Source organism: Candidatus Delongbacteria bacterium (assembly GCA_041675285.1).
GTDB lineage: Bacteria > CAIWAD01 > CAIWAD01 > CAIWAD01 > CAIWAD01 > CAIWAD01.
The window spans coordinates 188,171-202,619 of record JBAYTZ010000004.1; the positions used below are offsets into that span (position 1 = coordinate 188,171).

Consider the following 14,449-nt stretch of genomic DNA (forward strand, 5'->3'; position numbering starts at 1 on the left):
TGGACCCGGCGAACGGCGCCGGGTTGCGTCGGGCTTCCGCTTAGCCGGGACCGGTTGCCCGGCCAGCTTGCCAGTCCTATGTTGGGCGCATGCAGAGGGTCCCCAACCGCCGGTTCCGACCGCGTACCATCCGGACCATCCTGGGCCTCGCGGTCCGGGTGGGGTTGGGCTACCCAACCCGGCTCGGGTTGGGCCTGCTCTACGCCTTCTGGGCGCTCACCCTGGAGTTGCACCACAACCACGGCGCCGAGACCACCCCCGCCCGCCCGGAGCTGGGGTTGCCCGCGGCCCACGTCGATCCCTGCCCCGTGCAGATCTTCCAGCAGGCCCACGGCGACGCCTGGGTGGACAATCAGCCGGAGCCCTGGCTGGCGGAGGCCGAGGCACCCCTGCCGGCCCTTCCCGGCCACCTGGTGCGCAAGCCGGAATCCTGCCGCTCGCGCGGACCGCCCCGCCTTTCCTGATCCCTCCCACATGACCAGGCTTGGCCTGGAACACCTGCTTCGAGGATCATCCGCGGAGCCGGTCGTGTGCGTCGCCCGTCCAGCCGGACCGGGCCGCGCGCCGGACCGGCCGCGACCACCGACCCCGCCGCCCGGGCGTGGGTCGCTCACTGGAAAGGACTTCCCATGTCCCGCACCCTGACCGCCGGCGCCCTGACGCTGGCCCTGGCCCTGGGCTTCACGGCCTGTGACGACAACGACGACACCCACGAGGACGAGCATCACCTGGAGGCCTTCGGCGTGGCCCTGGTGCTGAACGGCGACACCCTGGTCAAGTCCATGAGCGGCGAGGCCTCCGAGGTCGTTGGCCGGCTGGAGCTACTGGTCAGCCAGCCCACGGGTCCCATCCTGCTGCACTTCCTGGACGAGGAAGGCGCGTGGTTCCGGCCGGAGGCGGACCCGGACGGCGAGCACAGCTTCGCCCTGACCCATGATCCCGCCCGCTTGAGCGTCGTGCCGGACAACCTGGCCTGGTCCTTCCAGCTCACGGGCCTGGCCGCGGACAGCACCAGCCTGATCGTCCGCGTGCTGCACGAGGGCCATGACGACTACGTCTCCCCGGCGCTGCCCGTGCTGATCCAGCCATGAGCGCTTCGAGCGATGTGTGCGGCGGCAGGAGACTGCCGCCGCCCGCGCGACCCGGGTGGACGCTGCTGCTGGCCCTCGGCCTGTGGCGAGCCGGCGTGGCGGCCGGGCCGGAACACGCCTGCGCCGTGTTGCAGGGAGTGGTGGTGGATCAGGCCGGCGGCGCGCCGTTGGCTCTCAGCCACGTGCAGATCCGCGAACTGCGGCTGGGCACGGTGAGCGGTCCGGCGGGCGAGTTCCTCCTGCACGGGGTCCCCGCCGGAACCTGGACCCTGGACTGCACCCAGTTGGGCTACGAGCCCTGGCAGCGACGCCTGCTGCTGCCCGCCTCCGACACGCTGCGGGTGGAGGTTCGGCTGCGTCCGCGGACCCTGGCGCTGGAGGAACTCACCGTGACCGAGGGCGCGGGCCGGCTGCCGGCAGGCCGCCGGCCGGTGCTGGAGGTGCGGCAGGCCGAACTGCAGCAGAAGCTCGGGCTCACCCTGGCCGGCACCCTGCAGGGCGAGACGGGCGTCGAGCAGCGCAGCATGGGCCCGGGACCCGCCCGGCCCGTCCTGCGCGGACTGTCCGGCGACCGGCTGCTGATCCAGGAGGACGGCGCCGGCATGGGGGATCTCTCGGCGGGCTCGGCGGATCACGCCGTGGCCCTGGATCCCATCAACTCGGAACGGGTCACGCTGCTGCGCGGGGCCCAGGCCCTGCTGGCCAGTTCCGCCGCGGTGGGCGGCGTGATCGACGTGGAGCGCGGGCTGATCCCGCGCAGCGGGCTGAGCCGGGTGGAGGGTGGCGCCACCCTCACCGGCGAGAGCGGCTCCGGCGCCTGGGGCGGCGCGGCCTCCTTGTCGACGCCTGGACTGGGCCTGGACTGGCGCGCGGACGGCTCCTGGCGGCGGGCCGGCGACCAGCGCACGCCGGGCGGGCGGCTGGGGAACTCCACCCTGGCCATGGGAGCCGGCGGGCTGGGCGCGTCCGCGGCGCTGGGGCACTGGCTGGCCGGCTTGGGCGCGGCCACATTTCGCAACGAATACGGGATCCCCGGCGGCTTTGCCGGCGCCCATCCCCGGGGCGTGGACATCGAGCTGGAGCGCCACGGGCTGCAGGCTTCCCTGGCCTGGACGCCGGATCGGGCGGAGGATCCCGACCACGGCCTGCGCGGCCTGACCCTGCACAGTCAAAGCACCCAGTACCGGCACGTGGAGCTGGAGAGCAGCGGCGCTGTGGGCATGTCCTTCGACCAGCTCTCCCAGGAGAGCCGGCTGGACCTGCGGCTGGGCCATCACGGACCTTTCCAGGAAGGCTGGCTGCGCGTCCAGCAGTCCTGGCGGCGGCTGCGCACCGGTGGCCTGACCCACACGCCCTCCACCGTGGAGGAGGGGCTGGGGCTGGCCACGCTGCAGCAGATCCAGGCCGGCGCCCTGCAGCTGGAGGGCGCCCTGCGCGGCGACTGGCGCCGGATCCGTCCCGTGGTGGAGCGGCGGAACATCGTGGTGGGGCACATCCGCAGCCGCGCGTTCGCCGGGGCCAGCGGCGCGTTGACGGCCAGCTGGGCGCCGGCGGACGCTGCCGGCGGGGCGCGCTCCCGCTGGACGCCGGGCCTCAGCCTGATCCTGGGCTGGCGGCCGCCCACGGTGAACGAGCTCTTCTCCGGCGGCCCACACCTGGCGGCCTATTCCTACGAAATCGGCAACCCGGAGCTGGGTCCCGAACGCTCGCGCGCGCTGGAGGGCTTTCTGCAGCTGGACGGCCCGGGCCGGCGCGGCCGGTTGGCGGTCTTTGCCACGGACTTCCAGGGCTTCCTCTTCCCCTCCTACACCGGACGCTTCAGTCCGCGGCGGGCGGATCTCTACGAGTACCGCACGCTGGGGCGCGACGCGCGCTTTCTGGGCGTGGAGGCGGAGTTGGAGCGCGAGGCCGGCCACTGGACCGTGGAGGCGAGCGGCGCCTGGCTGCGCGGGAGCCTGCGCGGGGGCGGTCCGCTGCCGGCCATCCCGCCGCTCAAGGGGCGGCTGCGGCTGGCCCGGCGGCTGGGGGCCTGGGAGGCGGAGACCCGGCTGGAGGCCGCGGGGGCGCAGGCGCGTGTGTACCGGGCGGAGGATCCGGGCGCCGTGCCCGAGAGCGCCACGGCGGGCTGGGCGCGGCTGGACCTGGGACTGACCTGGCAGGGCGGGGCCCGGCGCTCGCGGCACCAACTGAGCCTGCAGCTGCTGAACGCGCTGGATCAGGAATACCGCGATCACTTGAACCGCGTGCGCGTGGTGCTGCCGGAGGCGGGGCGCAATCTGAAGGTGGTCTGGAAGGTCTGGGTCTGAGGTCCGGTCGACTGCGGCTCAGCGCTCGTCCTGCATGTAGTAGAACAGCGGCAGGAGCAGCACGGGCAGCACGGCCAGCAGCAGCGGGTTGCGCGCCAGTTCGAGCAGACCGCCGCTGAACAACAGGTCCAGGGAGCTGCGCCACTCGGGGCCGGGACCCAGGTCGGGCAGCTCGCGCCCCAGCCGGACCAGCCACAAGTTCGCGCCCTTGAGCTCCAGCAGCAGCCAGCAGGCCAGCAGGCCGAGGAAACTCAGGGCCAGGGCGTTGGCGACGTGGACCCACCGCAGACGGAAGCGCTGGGCCGAGGCCGGCAGTCCGGCCACCTGCTGCAGGATCTGGGCGCGCAGCGCCAGCGGCGGCGCCTCCAGACTGCGGGGACCCAGCTGGCGGCGCAGCAGCTCCTCGAAGGGATCCGGCGGATCCGCCCGGAAGGAAGGGTCGGTGGTCATGGGGTCGTCTCCTGTGCCAAGGTCAGGCGCGCGCCACGGTTGGCGGCCTCGCCCTCTCCATGGGCCCGTTCCCAGCCGCTGCGCATGGCCTCCCGCGCCCGATGCAGGGCCACGCGCACGGCGCCGGGCTTCATCTCCAGCACCTCCGCGATCTCCTCGCAGCTGAGTTCCTGCGTGTAGAACAGATGGACCAGGGCCCGTTCCCGCGGCTTGAGAAAGGTCAGCAGGAAGCGGGCGGAGTCGCTGCGCTCCAACTGGCGGTCGGCGCCGGGCGTCGGGTCGCCCAGCAGGTCCAGCGCATCCTCGGCTTCTTCCAACGGCAGGCGCCGCTCCCGGGCCAGCAGCTCGCGACAGCAGCGCACGGCGATGCGCCAGATCCAGGTGGAGGGCTTGGCCTCGCCCCGGAAGGCGTCCAGGTGGCGCCAGACGCGGATGAAGCACTCCTGATGGGCGTCCTGGGCCCACTCGCGGCTGCCGGTCATGCGCAGGCAGAGCGTCCAGACCATGGCCTCGTGGGCTTCCAGAAGCTCTTCAAAGGCCGGTGTGTTGCTGCCTGGGGCCATCTGTCGCTGCCTCATTGGGAGACGGGGGTTGTCCTCCGTCGCATCGTAAGAGGCGGGCCGGCGCTGGATTGTTACCGGGTCGGTTGACATCCCTCCAGCGGGGCGCGTGAAAATGTGTCGGAGGGGATGTAACAATTGCCCGGCCGGGCTCCTCCTACGATTCGACTGAGCGACAACCCAACGGGAGACCTGATCCATGAACGCAAACGCCGCCCCCATCGACAGCCTGAGCGCGATCCAGCCGGCCGCCCCCTCGCCGCCCGCCGTCTACATCAACGACAACGAGCCGCCGGCCGTGGCCATCGTGGTGCCGCTGGCCTTCTTTCTGACGGTGCTGGCCATCATCGTGGGCACCAAGTACATGAAGTTCCGCACCCGCAAGCTGGTGCAGGAGGAGCGCATGCGGGCCATGGAGCTGCACATTCCCGTGCCGCCGGAGCCCCACGCCAACCCGGGCAATCCCTACATCATGCCTATGCTGCTGATGGGCGCCGGGCTGGGGCTGGTGGTGCTCTGGGGCAACGTGTCCGGCGACGACCGCGTGGTGGCGCTGGGCTTCGGGATGATCTCGCTGCTCTCCGGCGCGGCCTGGCTGGCTGCCGTGAAATTGAACAGCGGCGCGCGCCAGCGGCTGGAGAAACTGGCGGAGACCGAGAGCCAGGCCTACGTGGCGGCCCTGGAGCGCACCAGCCTGGCGCCCGTCCCGCCCACGCCCCCGGCTCCGCCTGCGAACTGAAGAGCGTCCGCAATCCTGGCAACGGGCGGCTCCGGCACATGCGGGCCGCCCGTTCCGTTTTCCCCTTGGCGCTTCGCGGGACCTTTGCCATGCTCCGACTGCACGCCAACCCCCGCCAACCCGGAGGCCCCATGTCGCGCTGGCTGCTCTGCCTGCTGCCCCTCTCGCTGACTCTCGCCCAGGACCCGCCCGCGCCCGAGTGGGCCGGCCAGGCTGTCTGGTACCAGATCTTCGTGGAGCGCTTCTGGAACGGGGATTCCTCCAACGACCCTGTCTCACGGGACGCCCAGGGCGCCTGGCCGCATCAGAAGCCGCCCCAGTGGCAGGTCACGCCCTGGGACTGGGACTGGTACCAGCCGGATCCCTGGGTGCGGCCGGAGGACGGCGACTTCTACACCTGGGTGCATCACCGGCGCTACGGCGGCGACCTCCAGGGCGTGCTGGAGCGGCTGGACGAGCTGCAGGAGCTGGGTGTGACGGCCCTCTACCTCAACCCCGTCAACGACGCCCCCAGCCTGCACAAGTACGACGCCCGCAACTGGCACCACGTGGACCGCTGCTTCGGGCCGGATCCGGGCGGCGACGAGGCGCTGATCGCGCTGGAGAATCCGGCGGATCCCGCCAGCTGGCAGTGGACGGCAGCGGACAAGCTGCTCCTCTCCCTGGTGAAGGAAGCCCACGGGCGCGGCATGAGAGTCATCCTGGACTTCTCGTGGAACCACACGGGCACCGAGTTCTGGGCCTTCCAGGATCTGCGGGCCCGCGGGAAGGAGTCGCCGTTCAAGGACTGGTACCAGGTGAAGAGCTGGGACAATCCGCGCACGGCGGCCGACGAGTTCGAGTGGGAGGGCTGGGCGGGCATCCGCGAGTTGCCGGCCGTGCGCCAGACGGGCGAGCCGGCGGGGAAGCGCGGCGGCCTCTGCCGGGACTGCGACCTGGACGCGGGCGTCAAGGCCCACGTCTTCGCCGTGACCCGGCGCTGGCTGGACCCCAATGGCGACGGCGATCCCTCCGACGGCGTGGACGGCTATCGCCTGGACGTGGCCGAGCAGGTTCCGCTGGGCTTCTGGCTGCAGTACCGCGCTGAGGTCAAGCGCGTCAATCCCGCCGCCCTGCTGGTGGGCGAGATCTGGTGGGAGCGCTGGCCGCTGGACATGATGGATCCGCGGCCCTGGCTCGAGGCCTTCGACAGCGTGATGCACTACCAGTGGTACATGCCCGTGCGCAGCTTCTTCGCCGAGACCACGCCCTGGCTGACGGCCAGCGGCCTGGCCGCGCAGCTGGACTCCCTCTACCTGGGCATGGCCGACGACCGGCGCCTGGCGTTGATGAACCTCTGCGCCAGCCACGACACGCCGCGCCTGGCCACCTGCGTGGCCAACCGTGGCCGCTACAAGTTCCAGGTCAACCCGCGGGAGAATTCCGCCACCCGGCTGGGACCGCCCGCCGCGGACGACGTGGCGGTGATCCGGCTGATCCGCGTGCTCCAGTACACGTGGCCCGGCGCGCCGCACATCTGGAACGGCGACGAGTACCTGATGTGGGGCGCCGACGACCCGGACAACCGCAAGCCCGTCGTGCGGCCGGGATTCCCCAACCAGCCCGAATCGGCCCGGCCCTTCGGCGACGGCCGCCAGAGCGGGCGGGTGGCGCCGGTGCCGGTCACGCCCGATCTGGAGCACCGCGACTTCCTGGCACAGCTGGCGCGGATCCGCCAGTCGGAGCCCGAGCTGTTTTCCCACGGCGGGCTGCGCTGGGTGGTGACGGACGACGAGCGCGGCCTGCTGGGCTACGAGCGCGCGCTCGGAGACCGCCGGGCCCTGGTGCTGTTCAATCGCGGCGGGCAACCGGCGTCGCTCAGCCTGGAGCTGGCTGGGACCTGGCGCGAGCTGCTGCAGGGCGACGCCGAGGAGCGCCGGGCCGAGGGCGCCACGCTGTTCCACCTGCCGCCCCGGGCGGCCCAGATCTGGCTGCTGGAGCCCTGAGCCGGTGCTGGCCTGACCTGCGAACTTTTTCCCGGGCTCCGGCTTGTCCTTCGTCAACCCGAAGGAGCCCGCCATGCATTTCATCCCCGGTTGTTGCCGATCGGCACGCCGCTTCCTCCTCCTCTCCGCGTCCGTGCTCGTGCTGGGCGCGGCCGCCCTGGCCCGTGACCTGGTGCGGCCCGAGCCCGTGGGCAGCATGCGCAAGATCTGGCGCGAACCCGCGGCCTACGTGGAACTCGACCGGCTCTGGCAGGCCTGGTACGACGAGTATCCCTCCGAGGATGCCTACGAGAACTGGATGTACGCCGCCCGCTACGCCGGCAATCCCCAGTACGAGAAGCTGCTGGACAAGGGCCTGAGGAAGTACCCGGGCAGCCCCGTGCTGCTCTACCTCAAGGCCGTGACCCAGATGGTGCGCCACGATCCCGCCCTGCGCAGCTCCACCCTGGACTACCTGCAGCGGGCCGTGGCGCTGGATCCCGCCTACGACGACCCCTGGTTCTCCCTGGTGATCGAGTACATGGCCCTGGAGCGGGGCAAGGACCTGCACACGGCGTTGGAGCGTCTGCTGGAGCTGGGCGCCGTGGACGACGCCACGCTGGATTACTGCCACAACATGCTCGGTTGCCTGGAGAACGGAGCGGTGCTGATCACCAACGGCGACATGGATACCTACCCGTGCTGGATGCTGCAGCAGGTGATGGGCGTGCGGCCGGACGTGACCGTGCTGAACCAGAGCCTGCTCAACACCGATTGGTACGCGGCCCGCTGCGGACAGGCCACGGGGCCCGGCGACTGGACGACCGCCGAGCTGGCCGAGCTGCGCAGGCGTGAGATGCCCTGCAGCGACACGCTCATCGAGCGCATCCTGCGCCGGGCGGCCCGGGAGAAGCGGAGCGTGTATTTCGCCTCCACCCTGCAGCCTTCGCCCCGCCTCAAACCTTTACAGGAGAAGGGCCAGACCCGGGGCCTGGCGCTGCGCGTGCAGCCCGCCGGCGCCGATCAGCCCGCCGACGCGCGGTCCCTGGCGGCGTGCTGGCTGGAGTCGTTCCGCACGGAGGGGTTGGACTCCTGGTCCTTCCGCCACGGGGATCCCCGACGCTCGTGCCGCAGTTTGGCCGGCAACTACGCCAACGGACTGGCGGCCCTGCTGGAGATCCTGCCCGCCGGGGACCGCCAAACGGCGGCCCTGTTCGGCTGGTATCGCGACCACCTGTCCGCGGGCATCGACGCCCAGCTCAACCGAGCGCTGGCCCCGTTCTGGGAGGACGTCCCCGAGGCGGCGCGCTGGCTGAAGGACAAGGGCTGGAAACCCTGAGCGGGCGAAGGGAGCACGGGCCGGTGGAGACGCCCAACCAGGGTCGAAGGGCAGAGGCGGCGGGAAGACCGCCGGACGGGGACTGGACCCTGCTGCGCCGGGCGCGCGCCGGGGACGCGGCGGCCTGGGAGGAACTCTGGCGGCGCCAGCAGGACCGGCTGTTCCGGGTGGCGCTGGCCGTCAGCCGGGACCCTGAGACGGCCCGCGACGTGACGCACACGGTCCTGCTGCGCGTGGTCAGCGCGGCGGCCCCCCCGCGCGAAGACTCGCTGACGGCCTATCTGACGACGGCGGCCTGGCGCGAAGCCCAGCGGCAGAGCGGGCACCGCCGGCGACTCGAGCCGCTGGAGAGCTTGGCGGACACCCCGGCAGGCGGCGCGCCGGACGATGAGGACGGGGAGCGGCGGGTCCACGCCCTGGCGGCGCTGGAGCAGCTGCCCGCCCCCCAGCGCGACACCCTGGCCCTGCGGCTGGTGGGCGGCCTGAGCTACGACGAGGTGGCCCACGTGCTGGGCATACCCGTGGGCACGGTGCGCTCGCGCCTGCACGCCGGGATCCGGGCCTGTCGCGCGACACTGCAGCGGAAAGGACAATTGTGATGAGTCATCCCGCCGACGAGGACTTGCTGGAATTGGCGCTGGGCGTAGATGTGGACGAGGCCCTGCAGACCCACCTGCGGGACTGTGCTTCGTGCCGCCGCCGCCTGGACGAACTACAGGCGGACCTGGGGCGGCTGCGCGGCCTGGATGGCGCGGCGCTGGGGGAGCCGGCCCCGCCCTTGCCGCAGCGCGCGCGTCCGCCGGCGCGCTGGTCCGGGCTGCTCAAGCTGGCGGCCCTGCTGGCTCTGGTGGCGGTGGGCGGACAGACCGGCGCGCGCTGGCTGGAGCAGAGCCGGCTTCGCATCGTGCCCTACGTGCCCCCCGCGCCGCTGGCGGTGGCGCGCGGCCTGGCGGCCGTGGCCTGCCCGGTGGGGGATCTGGTCGTGCGGTTGGACACGCTGCGCGCGGACCAGTAGCCGGGACGTGGTGGACGGCTCGGGGACGTTCAACACCGACCTGGTTTTCACCACAGAGTCACAGAGGCACAGAGCCACTGAGGTCATTGTGAGTGGGCGAGGTGAAGGCCTATAGGCCTGAACCAGAACCAGGTGGTGACGCCGTCAGGCGGAACCAACTACCTGGCACAAGGAAGGAGTGGCAGCGGCTAGCGGAAGGCCACCGTGAGGTGGCCTGACTCTAGCCGTTGAGAAGAGCGCGTCTTTGGCGCCACCTTTCTGCGCGCAAGCAGAAAGGTGGCAATCAAGGCTCCCGGGAGTCTCCGAAGTGAGTAATGGGCGCGCCCCCATCCCATCGCGCCCCGGCGTTGCCGGGTCGCGCCTTCCCCCGCGGGGCGCGAGGGAAGGGAAGTGGCTTCGCCTCGCCTAAGCCAGGGGATGACCTTGTCAGATCAAGCGAGCGGAACGCCCTGCCAACGCTCCAGCAGCTGCTGACGCAGGCCGCCGAACGAGCCGTTGCTGAAGATCACCCAGAGGTGGTCCGAGGGCGCCCAGGTCGCCACCTGCTCCCAGCCCCTTGCCGGACAACGCCCCGCCAGCAGCTCTTCCAGGAATGCCGCGATGCGCGGCGGATCGTCCAGCTGCTGGAAGGGCACGCCGCGCTCCGCCAGCCGCCGCGCGGCCGCGGCGAAGTCGAACAGCTCCGCCGGATCGTACTTCCAGGGCCGGTGCAGGGCGCCCATCAGCACCGCGTCGGCCTGGCCCAGGCTCTGGATCCAGGCTTCCTGCAGCACGTTGCGCACGCTGGTGTTGGAGCGCGGCTCCACGATGGCCGTGATCCGGCGCTCCGGGTGGCGGCGGCGCAGGGCGGCCAGGGCCTCGCGCACGGCGGTGGGGTGGTGGCCGAAGTCGTCGTAGAGCAGCAGGCCGTCGGCGCAGCTGAAGCCGTCCATGCGCCGGGCGGGGCCGGAGAATTCCCGCAGCAGCTCCAGAGCCCGGGCACGATCGCCCCCGCAGGCGTCCACGATGGCCAGGGCCGCCAGGATGTTGCGCCCGTTGTAGGCGCCGCTCAGCGCCGCCTCCACCTCCACCTCGACACCCTGCTCCGGTCGCAGCAGCCGGGACCGGCCCAGCGCGGCCAGTTCCGCCTCGCTCAGGTGGGCGGCCCCGCGGCCGGGGTGACGGGCGGCCACCAGGGCCTCCAGCGCGGCGGCGGGCTCGCCGGTCCGCTCCAGCGCGCGCAGCCAACCCGCCGGGGGCAGTCGGAAGCGGAAGCGGCTGCCGCCGGGCACGGGCACTTCGTCCAAGAGGCGGTAGGCGCAGTCTTCTGCGGCACCGAAGCCGACCAGGGGAGCCAAGCCCCGCGCCGCCACGGCACAGGGTTCGTCGGCCTCGGCGTTCAGCAGCACCAGACCGTTCTCGGGCACCTGGTTGACCAGCCGGCGGAAGGCGGTGAGGATCGGCGCCAGGTCCTCGAAGATATCCGCGTGATCGAATTCCACGTGGTTGATCACCAGGATCTGCGGCCAGTAGTGGAAGAACTTGCTGCGCTTGTCGTAGAAGACCGTGTCGTACTCGTCGCCCTCCAGCACCATGGGCCGGCCGGGATCCGCCGGGCGCAGGCTCTCTGCCAGCCCGCCGGGTTTGCCGCCCACGAGCCAGCCCGGCCGCAGTTCCAGCCGCTCCAGCAGCCAGGCCGCCAGGTTGGTGGTGGTGGTCTTGCCGTGGGTGCCGGACACCACCACGCTCAGGCGGCCGGGCAGGAAGTCCTCCCGCAGCACCTCGGGCAGGGAAGTGAGCCGGCATCCCCGGGCCAGCGCCTCCTCCAGTTCGGGATTGCCGCGCGGGATGGCGTTGCCCACCACCACCCGGGATTCCGGATGAAGCTGGAGCCAGGCGGCGACGTGGTCGCGCGTGAACCCGTCCTCCCAGCGCACGCCGGCCTCGGCCAGCATGTCCGACATGGGAGGATAGACGCCCTGGTCCGAGCCGCCCACCTGGTACCCCATCCGGCGCAGGCAGATCGCCAGCCCGCCCATGGCCACTCCGGCGATGCCGATGATCCAGACCGCGCCGCGCCCGGTGAGCGCTTCGGTCTTCTGCTGGGTGGGCTTCCGGGAATCCTGTTGTTGCATAATCCAGTCCTGTTCCGCTAATTCCACCAGCCGTTGGATGGAGGACCTCGTGAGTACCAGCCGCAATATCCTGATCGTGGACGACAACGCCGACCAGTGCGACGTGTTGGCCAACCTGGTGGCCGAAATCGGTCACAAGGCCTATACCGCCACCGATGGCCAGATGGCCCTGCAGATGTTCCAGGACCGCAAGATCGACCTGATCATCACCGACATCAAAATGCCCCGGATGGACGGCATGACCCTGCTGGAGCGCGTCCGCCAGCGGGACCCCAACGTGCGCGTCATCGTGATCACCGGGTTCCCCTCCTCCGAGACCATTCTGCGCACCATCGAGAACGACGGGTACACGTACCTCGTCAAGCCAGTCAAGCTGAAGTCCATGGCCAATCTGATCGAAAAGGCCTTCAGCGACCCCATGGAGGGCTGATCCGGGGTGGCGATCCCCTTCCTCGAACTGCGTGACCGCATCGACCGCCACATCGAGGCGGTGGTGGATTCCTGCCCCTATCCGGCCTCCCTCTACGATCCCATCCGCTACGTCATGCGCATCGGCGGCAAGCGCGTCCGGCCCCTGCTGCTCGTCCTCTCCGCCCGCAGCCTGGGAGCCGCGGACGAGGACGTGCTGGAGCTGGCCGTGGCCGTGGAGCTGCTGCACACCTTCACTCTGGTGCACGACGACATCATGGACCGCGACGACATGCGGCGCGGCCACCCCACCATCCACGCCCGCTGGGACGAGGGCACGGCCATCCTGGCCGGCGACGCCCTGATCGGGCTGGCCTACCGCTGCCTGAGCGTCCAGGACGGACCGCGGATGGGCGAGATGATCCGCACCTTCACCGACGCGGTGGTGGAGGTCTGCGAGGGCCAGGCCCTGGACAAGGAATTCGAGGGCCGCGGCGACATCGGCCTGCAGGAATACGAGGAGATGATCGCCCGCAAGACCGGCCGGCTGATCAGCATGTCGGCCCGCTTGGGCGCCCTGGCGGCGAACGGCAGTCCAGCGCAGGTGGACGCGCTGGAGGAGTTCGGCGCCTGCCTGGGCAAGGCCTTCCAGATCCAGGACGACCTGCTGGACTACTTCAGCTCCACCCAGGAGCTGGGCAAGGCCGTGGGTTCGGACCTGGCCATGCACAAGGCCACCTACGCGACCCTCAAGGGCCGCGCGCTGCTGGAAGGGGACGCGGCCGCGCGCCTGCGGATCCTGCTGCAGGACGGCCGGCCCGAGAGCGTGGCGGAGATCCGCGGCCTGCTGGAGCGGGGCGGCGTCCCCGAAGCCGGCCGCCGGGACGTGGAGGAGCTGGCCCAGCGCGGACGCGCGGCGCTGGCCGCCGTGCTGCCCGCGGAGCGGACGACGGAGCTCGGGGCCTTTTCGGACTGGATCCTGCGCCGAACCTTCTAAGCCGGAGGCCGCGTGCCCGTTGCCCTGGCCATCCTGATCTGCACCCTGGTCTATCTGGATTCCTGGCCCGTGGGCCAGTTCCAGCTGGGTCGTCCCGTGCTGCTGCTGCCCCTGCTGGGCTGGGCGCTGGGACATCCCTGGGTCGGGCTGTGGCTCGGGCTGGTGCTGGAGACCCTCACGCTGCGCAGCCTGCCCATGGGCAGCGCTTTGCCGCCGGATCCCGCGCTGGCCGGTCTCTGGGCCCTGCTGGGGCTGGATCTGGGCAATCCCTCGCTGCTGGACAAGCTGCCCACCGAGGCGGGCGTGGCCACGGCCCTGGCCGTCGCCGTGCCGCTCTGTTGGGCCAGCCCCTGGCTCACCGAGGCCCAGCGGCGGATCAACGGTCGCTGGTGGCGGGGCCGCTTCGAGGCCGCGGCGCAGGCCGGCGACGACGGGCTCTGCGGCCGGTTGATGGGGCGCGTGCTGCTGCAGACCGCGGGTCTGGCCGCGCTGGTCTCCGGGCTGGCGCTGGGGCTGGTCCAGGTCGGCGGATCCTGGCTGGGCAACTGGGGGCGGACGCTGCCGGAGAGCGGGCGCCTGCTGGAACTGAATCTCTCCTGGCTGCTGCTGGCCGTGGCCGTGGGCGGGCTCTGGCGTCACACGGCGGGGCGGCGGGGCAACCGCGCGCTCTGGAGCGGCGCGCTGCTGGGTCTGGTGGTCGCCACGCTTTGGTGGCTGGGGAGGTTCGCGTGAGCGCGCGCCTGCCGGCTTCCTTGTTCTGGCGCTCCCTGCTGATCCAGGGCGCCTGGAACTATCAGGGCATGCAGCACCTGGGCTACCTGTGGGCCTTGTTGCCCATCGTGCGCCGGCTGCCGGAGGACGAGCGCCGCGCGGCCCTGCAGCGGGCCACCGAGTTCTACAACGCCCATCCTTACCTTTGCGGCTACCTGCTGGGAGCCGCCTCGACCCTGGAGACGGAGGGACAGGGTCCCGCCCTCTCGCGCCTCAAGCGGGCGGGGTTGACGCCGCTGGGCGTCACAGGAGACCGGCTGTTCTGGGCCGGGTTGAAGCCCCTGAGCGGCGTCCTGGGCATGTTGGGTTTCCTGGTCCTGGTGATTTCCCCGCCGGTCGCGGACGACCGGCACTGGCTGACGGCCATGGGAGTGGCCGCGGCCGCCACCGTCGGCTACAACGTGATCCACGTCCATTGGCGGCGCAAGGCCCTGCGAGACGGCCGGCGCCTGGGGTTGGGGCTGGCCGGCGCGCTGCGCGAGCTGGCGCACCTGCCGCTGCTGGCGGCGACGGGCGTGGCGCTGGGGCTGATCTCGGGCCTGACCCTGCCCCTGCTGGCGGCCATGGGGGCGGGCGGCAAGCCCCTGGGCGTCCTGGCCCTGCTGGCCACCGCCGTGCTGAGCTGGCAGCTGCCGGCCCGCAGTTGGGCCCTGCCCGTGCTGCTGGCCGCCGTGTTCCTGTTCCAATCACTGTGA

Annotated in this window: 15 protein-coding genes; 12 read left to right on the forward strand and 3 right to left on the reverse strand. The window is 71.6% G+C overall.

All coding sequences use genetic code 11. The annotated features are described in order from the left end of the window. The first annotated feature begins 89 nt into the window (after nt 1-89). The 3 genes from WC326_05695 (at nt 90) to WC326_05705 (ending at nt 3,397) form a co-directional block, all read left to right on the forward strand. Nucleotides 90-464 carry a hypothetical protein gene (locus WC326_05695; protein ID MFA7330553.1) on the forward strand — a complete coding sequence of 125 codons (375 nt, stop codon included), beginning with the start codon at nt 90-92 and terminating at the stop codon, nt 462-464. Nucleotides 465-629: 165 nt separating this feature from the next. After that, nucleotides 630-1,091 carry a hypothetical protein gene (locus WC326_05700; GenBank protein ID MFA7330554.1) on the forward strand — a complete coding sequence of 154 codons (462 nt, stop codon included), beginning with the start codon at nt 630-632 and terminating at the stop codon, nt 1,089-1,091. Continuing rightward, complete coding sequence (locus WC326_05705) at nt 1,088-3,397, forward strand: TonB-dependent receptor (protein MFA7330555.1); 2,310 nt, start codon at nt 1,088-1,090, stop codon at nt 3,395-3,397. The genes WC326_05700 and WC326_05705 overlap by 4 nt, the downstream gene beginning before the upstream one ends. A gap of 18 nt (nt 3,398-3,415) precedes the next feature. Here the strand turns inward: WC326_05705 and WC326_05710 are convergent, their stop codons facing one another. After that, a complete protein-coding gene (locus WC326_05710) occupies nt 3,416-3,847 on the reverse strand; it encodes a hypothetical protein (protein MFA7330556.1) in 432 nt (143 codons plus the stop codon). After that, nucleotides 3,844-4,425 carry a sigma-70 family RNA polymerase sigma factor gene (locus tag WC326_05715; GenBank protein ID MFA7330557.1) on the reverse strand — a complete coding sequence of 194 codons (582 nt, stop codon included), beginning with the start codon at nt 4,423-4,425 and terminating at the stop codon, nt 3,844-3,846. The genes WC326_05710 and WC326_05715 overlap by 4 nt, the downstream gene beginning before the upstream one ends. Nucleotides 4,426-4,606: 181 nt before the next feature. Between WC326_05715 and WC326_05720 the strand changes: the two genes are divergently transcribed. From WC326_05720 to WC326_05740, 5 genes are all read left to right on the forward strand, one after another. Next, nucleotides 4,607-5,146: a hypothetical protein gene (locus tag WC326_05720; protein ID MFA7330558.1), complete on the forward strand. Its 540-nt coding sequence runs from the start codon at nt 4,607-4,609 to the stop codon at nt 5,144-5,146. A gap of 131 nt (nt 5,147-5,277) precedes the next feature. Further along, nucleotides 5,278-7,131 (forward strand): alpha-amylase family glycosyl hydrolase, encoded by a 1,854-nt coding sequence (locus WC326_05725; protein ID MFA7330559.1) that lies wholly within the window; start codon nt 5,278-5,280, stop codon nt 7,129-7,131. A gap of 73 nt (nt 7,132-7,204) precedes the next feature. Further along, on the forward strand, nt 7,205-8,449 hold the full coding sequence (locus tag WC326_05730) for a hypothetical protein (protein MFA7330560.1): 1,245 nt from the start codon (nt 7,205-7,207) through the stop codon (nt 8,447-8,449). A gap of 23 nt (nt 8,450-8,472) precedes the next feature. Beyond that, the gene (locus WC326_05735) at nt 8,473-9,048 is read left to right on the forward strand and encodes an RNA polymerase sigma factor (GenBank protein ID MFA7330561.1); all 576 of its coding nucleotides are present in this window, start codon (nt 8,473-8,475) and stop codon (nt 9,046-9,048) included. Then, entirely contained in the window at nt 9,048-9,464 is a 417-nt protein-coding gene (locus tag WC326_05740; GenBank protein MFA7330562.1) for a hypothetical protein, read from the forward strand. Before WC326_05735 ends, WC326_05740 begins: the two co-directional genes overlap by 1 nt. A gap of 431 nt (nt 9,465-9,895) precedes the next feature. Here the strand turns inward: WC326_05740 and WC326_05745 are convergent, their stop codons facing one another. Next, the gene (locus tag WC326_05745; protein ID MFA7330563.1) at nt 9,896-11,578 is read right to left on the reverse strand and encodes a Mur ligase domain-containing protein; all 1,683 of its coding nucleotides are present in this window, start codon (nt 11,576-11,578) and stop codon (nt 9,896-9,898) included. Nucleotides 11,579-11,627: 49 nt separating this feature from the next. On the opposite strand from WC326_05745, the gene WC326_05750 reads away from it, so the two are divergent. From WC326_05750 to WC326_05765, 4 genes are read left to right on the forward strand one after another with little or no spacing between them, the layout of a single operon-like run. Continuing rightward, on the forward strand, nt 11,628-12,008 hold the full coding sequence (locus WC326_05750) for a response regulator (GenBank protein ID MFA7330564.1): 381 nt from the start codon (nt 11,628-11,630) through the stop codon (nt 12,006-12,008). Between the two features lie 6 nt (nt 12,009-12,014). Then, entirely contained in the window at nt 12,015-12,983 is a 969-nt protein-coding gene (locus WC326_05755) for a polyprenyl synthetase family protein (GenBank protein ID MFA7330565.1), read from the forward strand. Between the two features lie 12 nt (nt 12,984-12,995). Further along, nucleotides 12,996-13,715: a PTS sugar transporter subunit IIC gene (locus WC326_05760; protein ID MFA7330566.1), complete on the forward strand. Its 720-nt coding sequence runs from the start codon at nt 12,996-12,998 to the stop codon at nt 13,713-13,715. Then, nucleotides 13,712-14,449 carry a PTS system mannose/fructose/sorbose family transporter subunit IID gene (locus WC326_05765; GenBank protein ID MFA7330567.1) on the forward strand — a complete coding sequence of 246 codons (738 nt, stop codon included), beginning with the start codon at nt 13,712-13,714 and terminating at the stop codon, nt 14,447-14,449. The genes WC326_05760 and WC326_05765 overlap by 4 nt, the downstream gene beginning before the upstream one ends.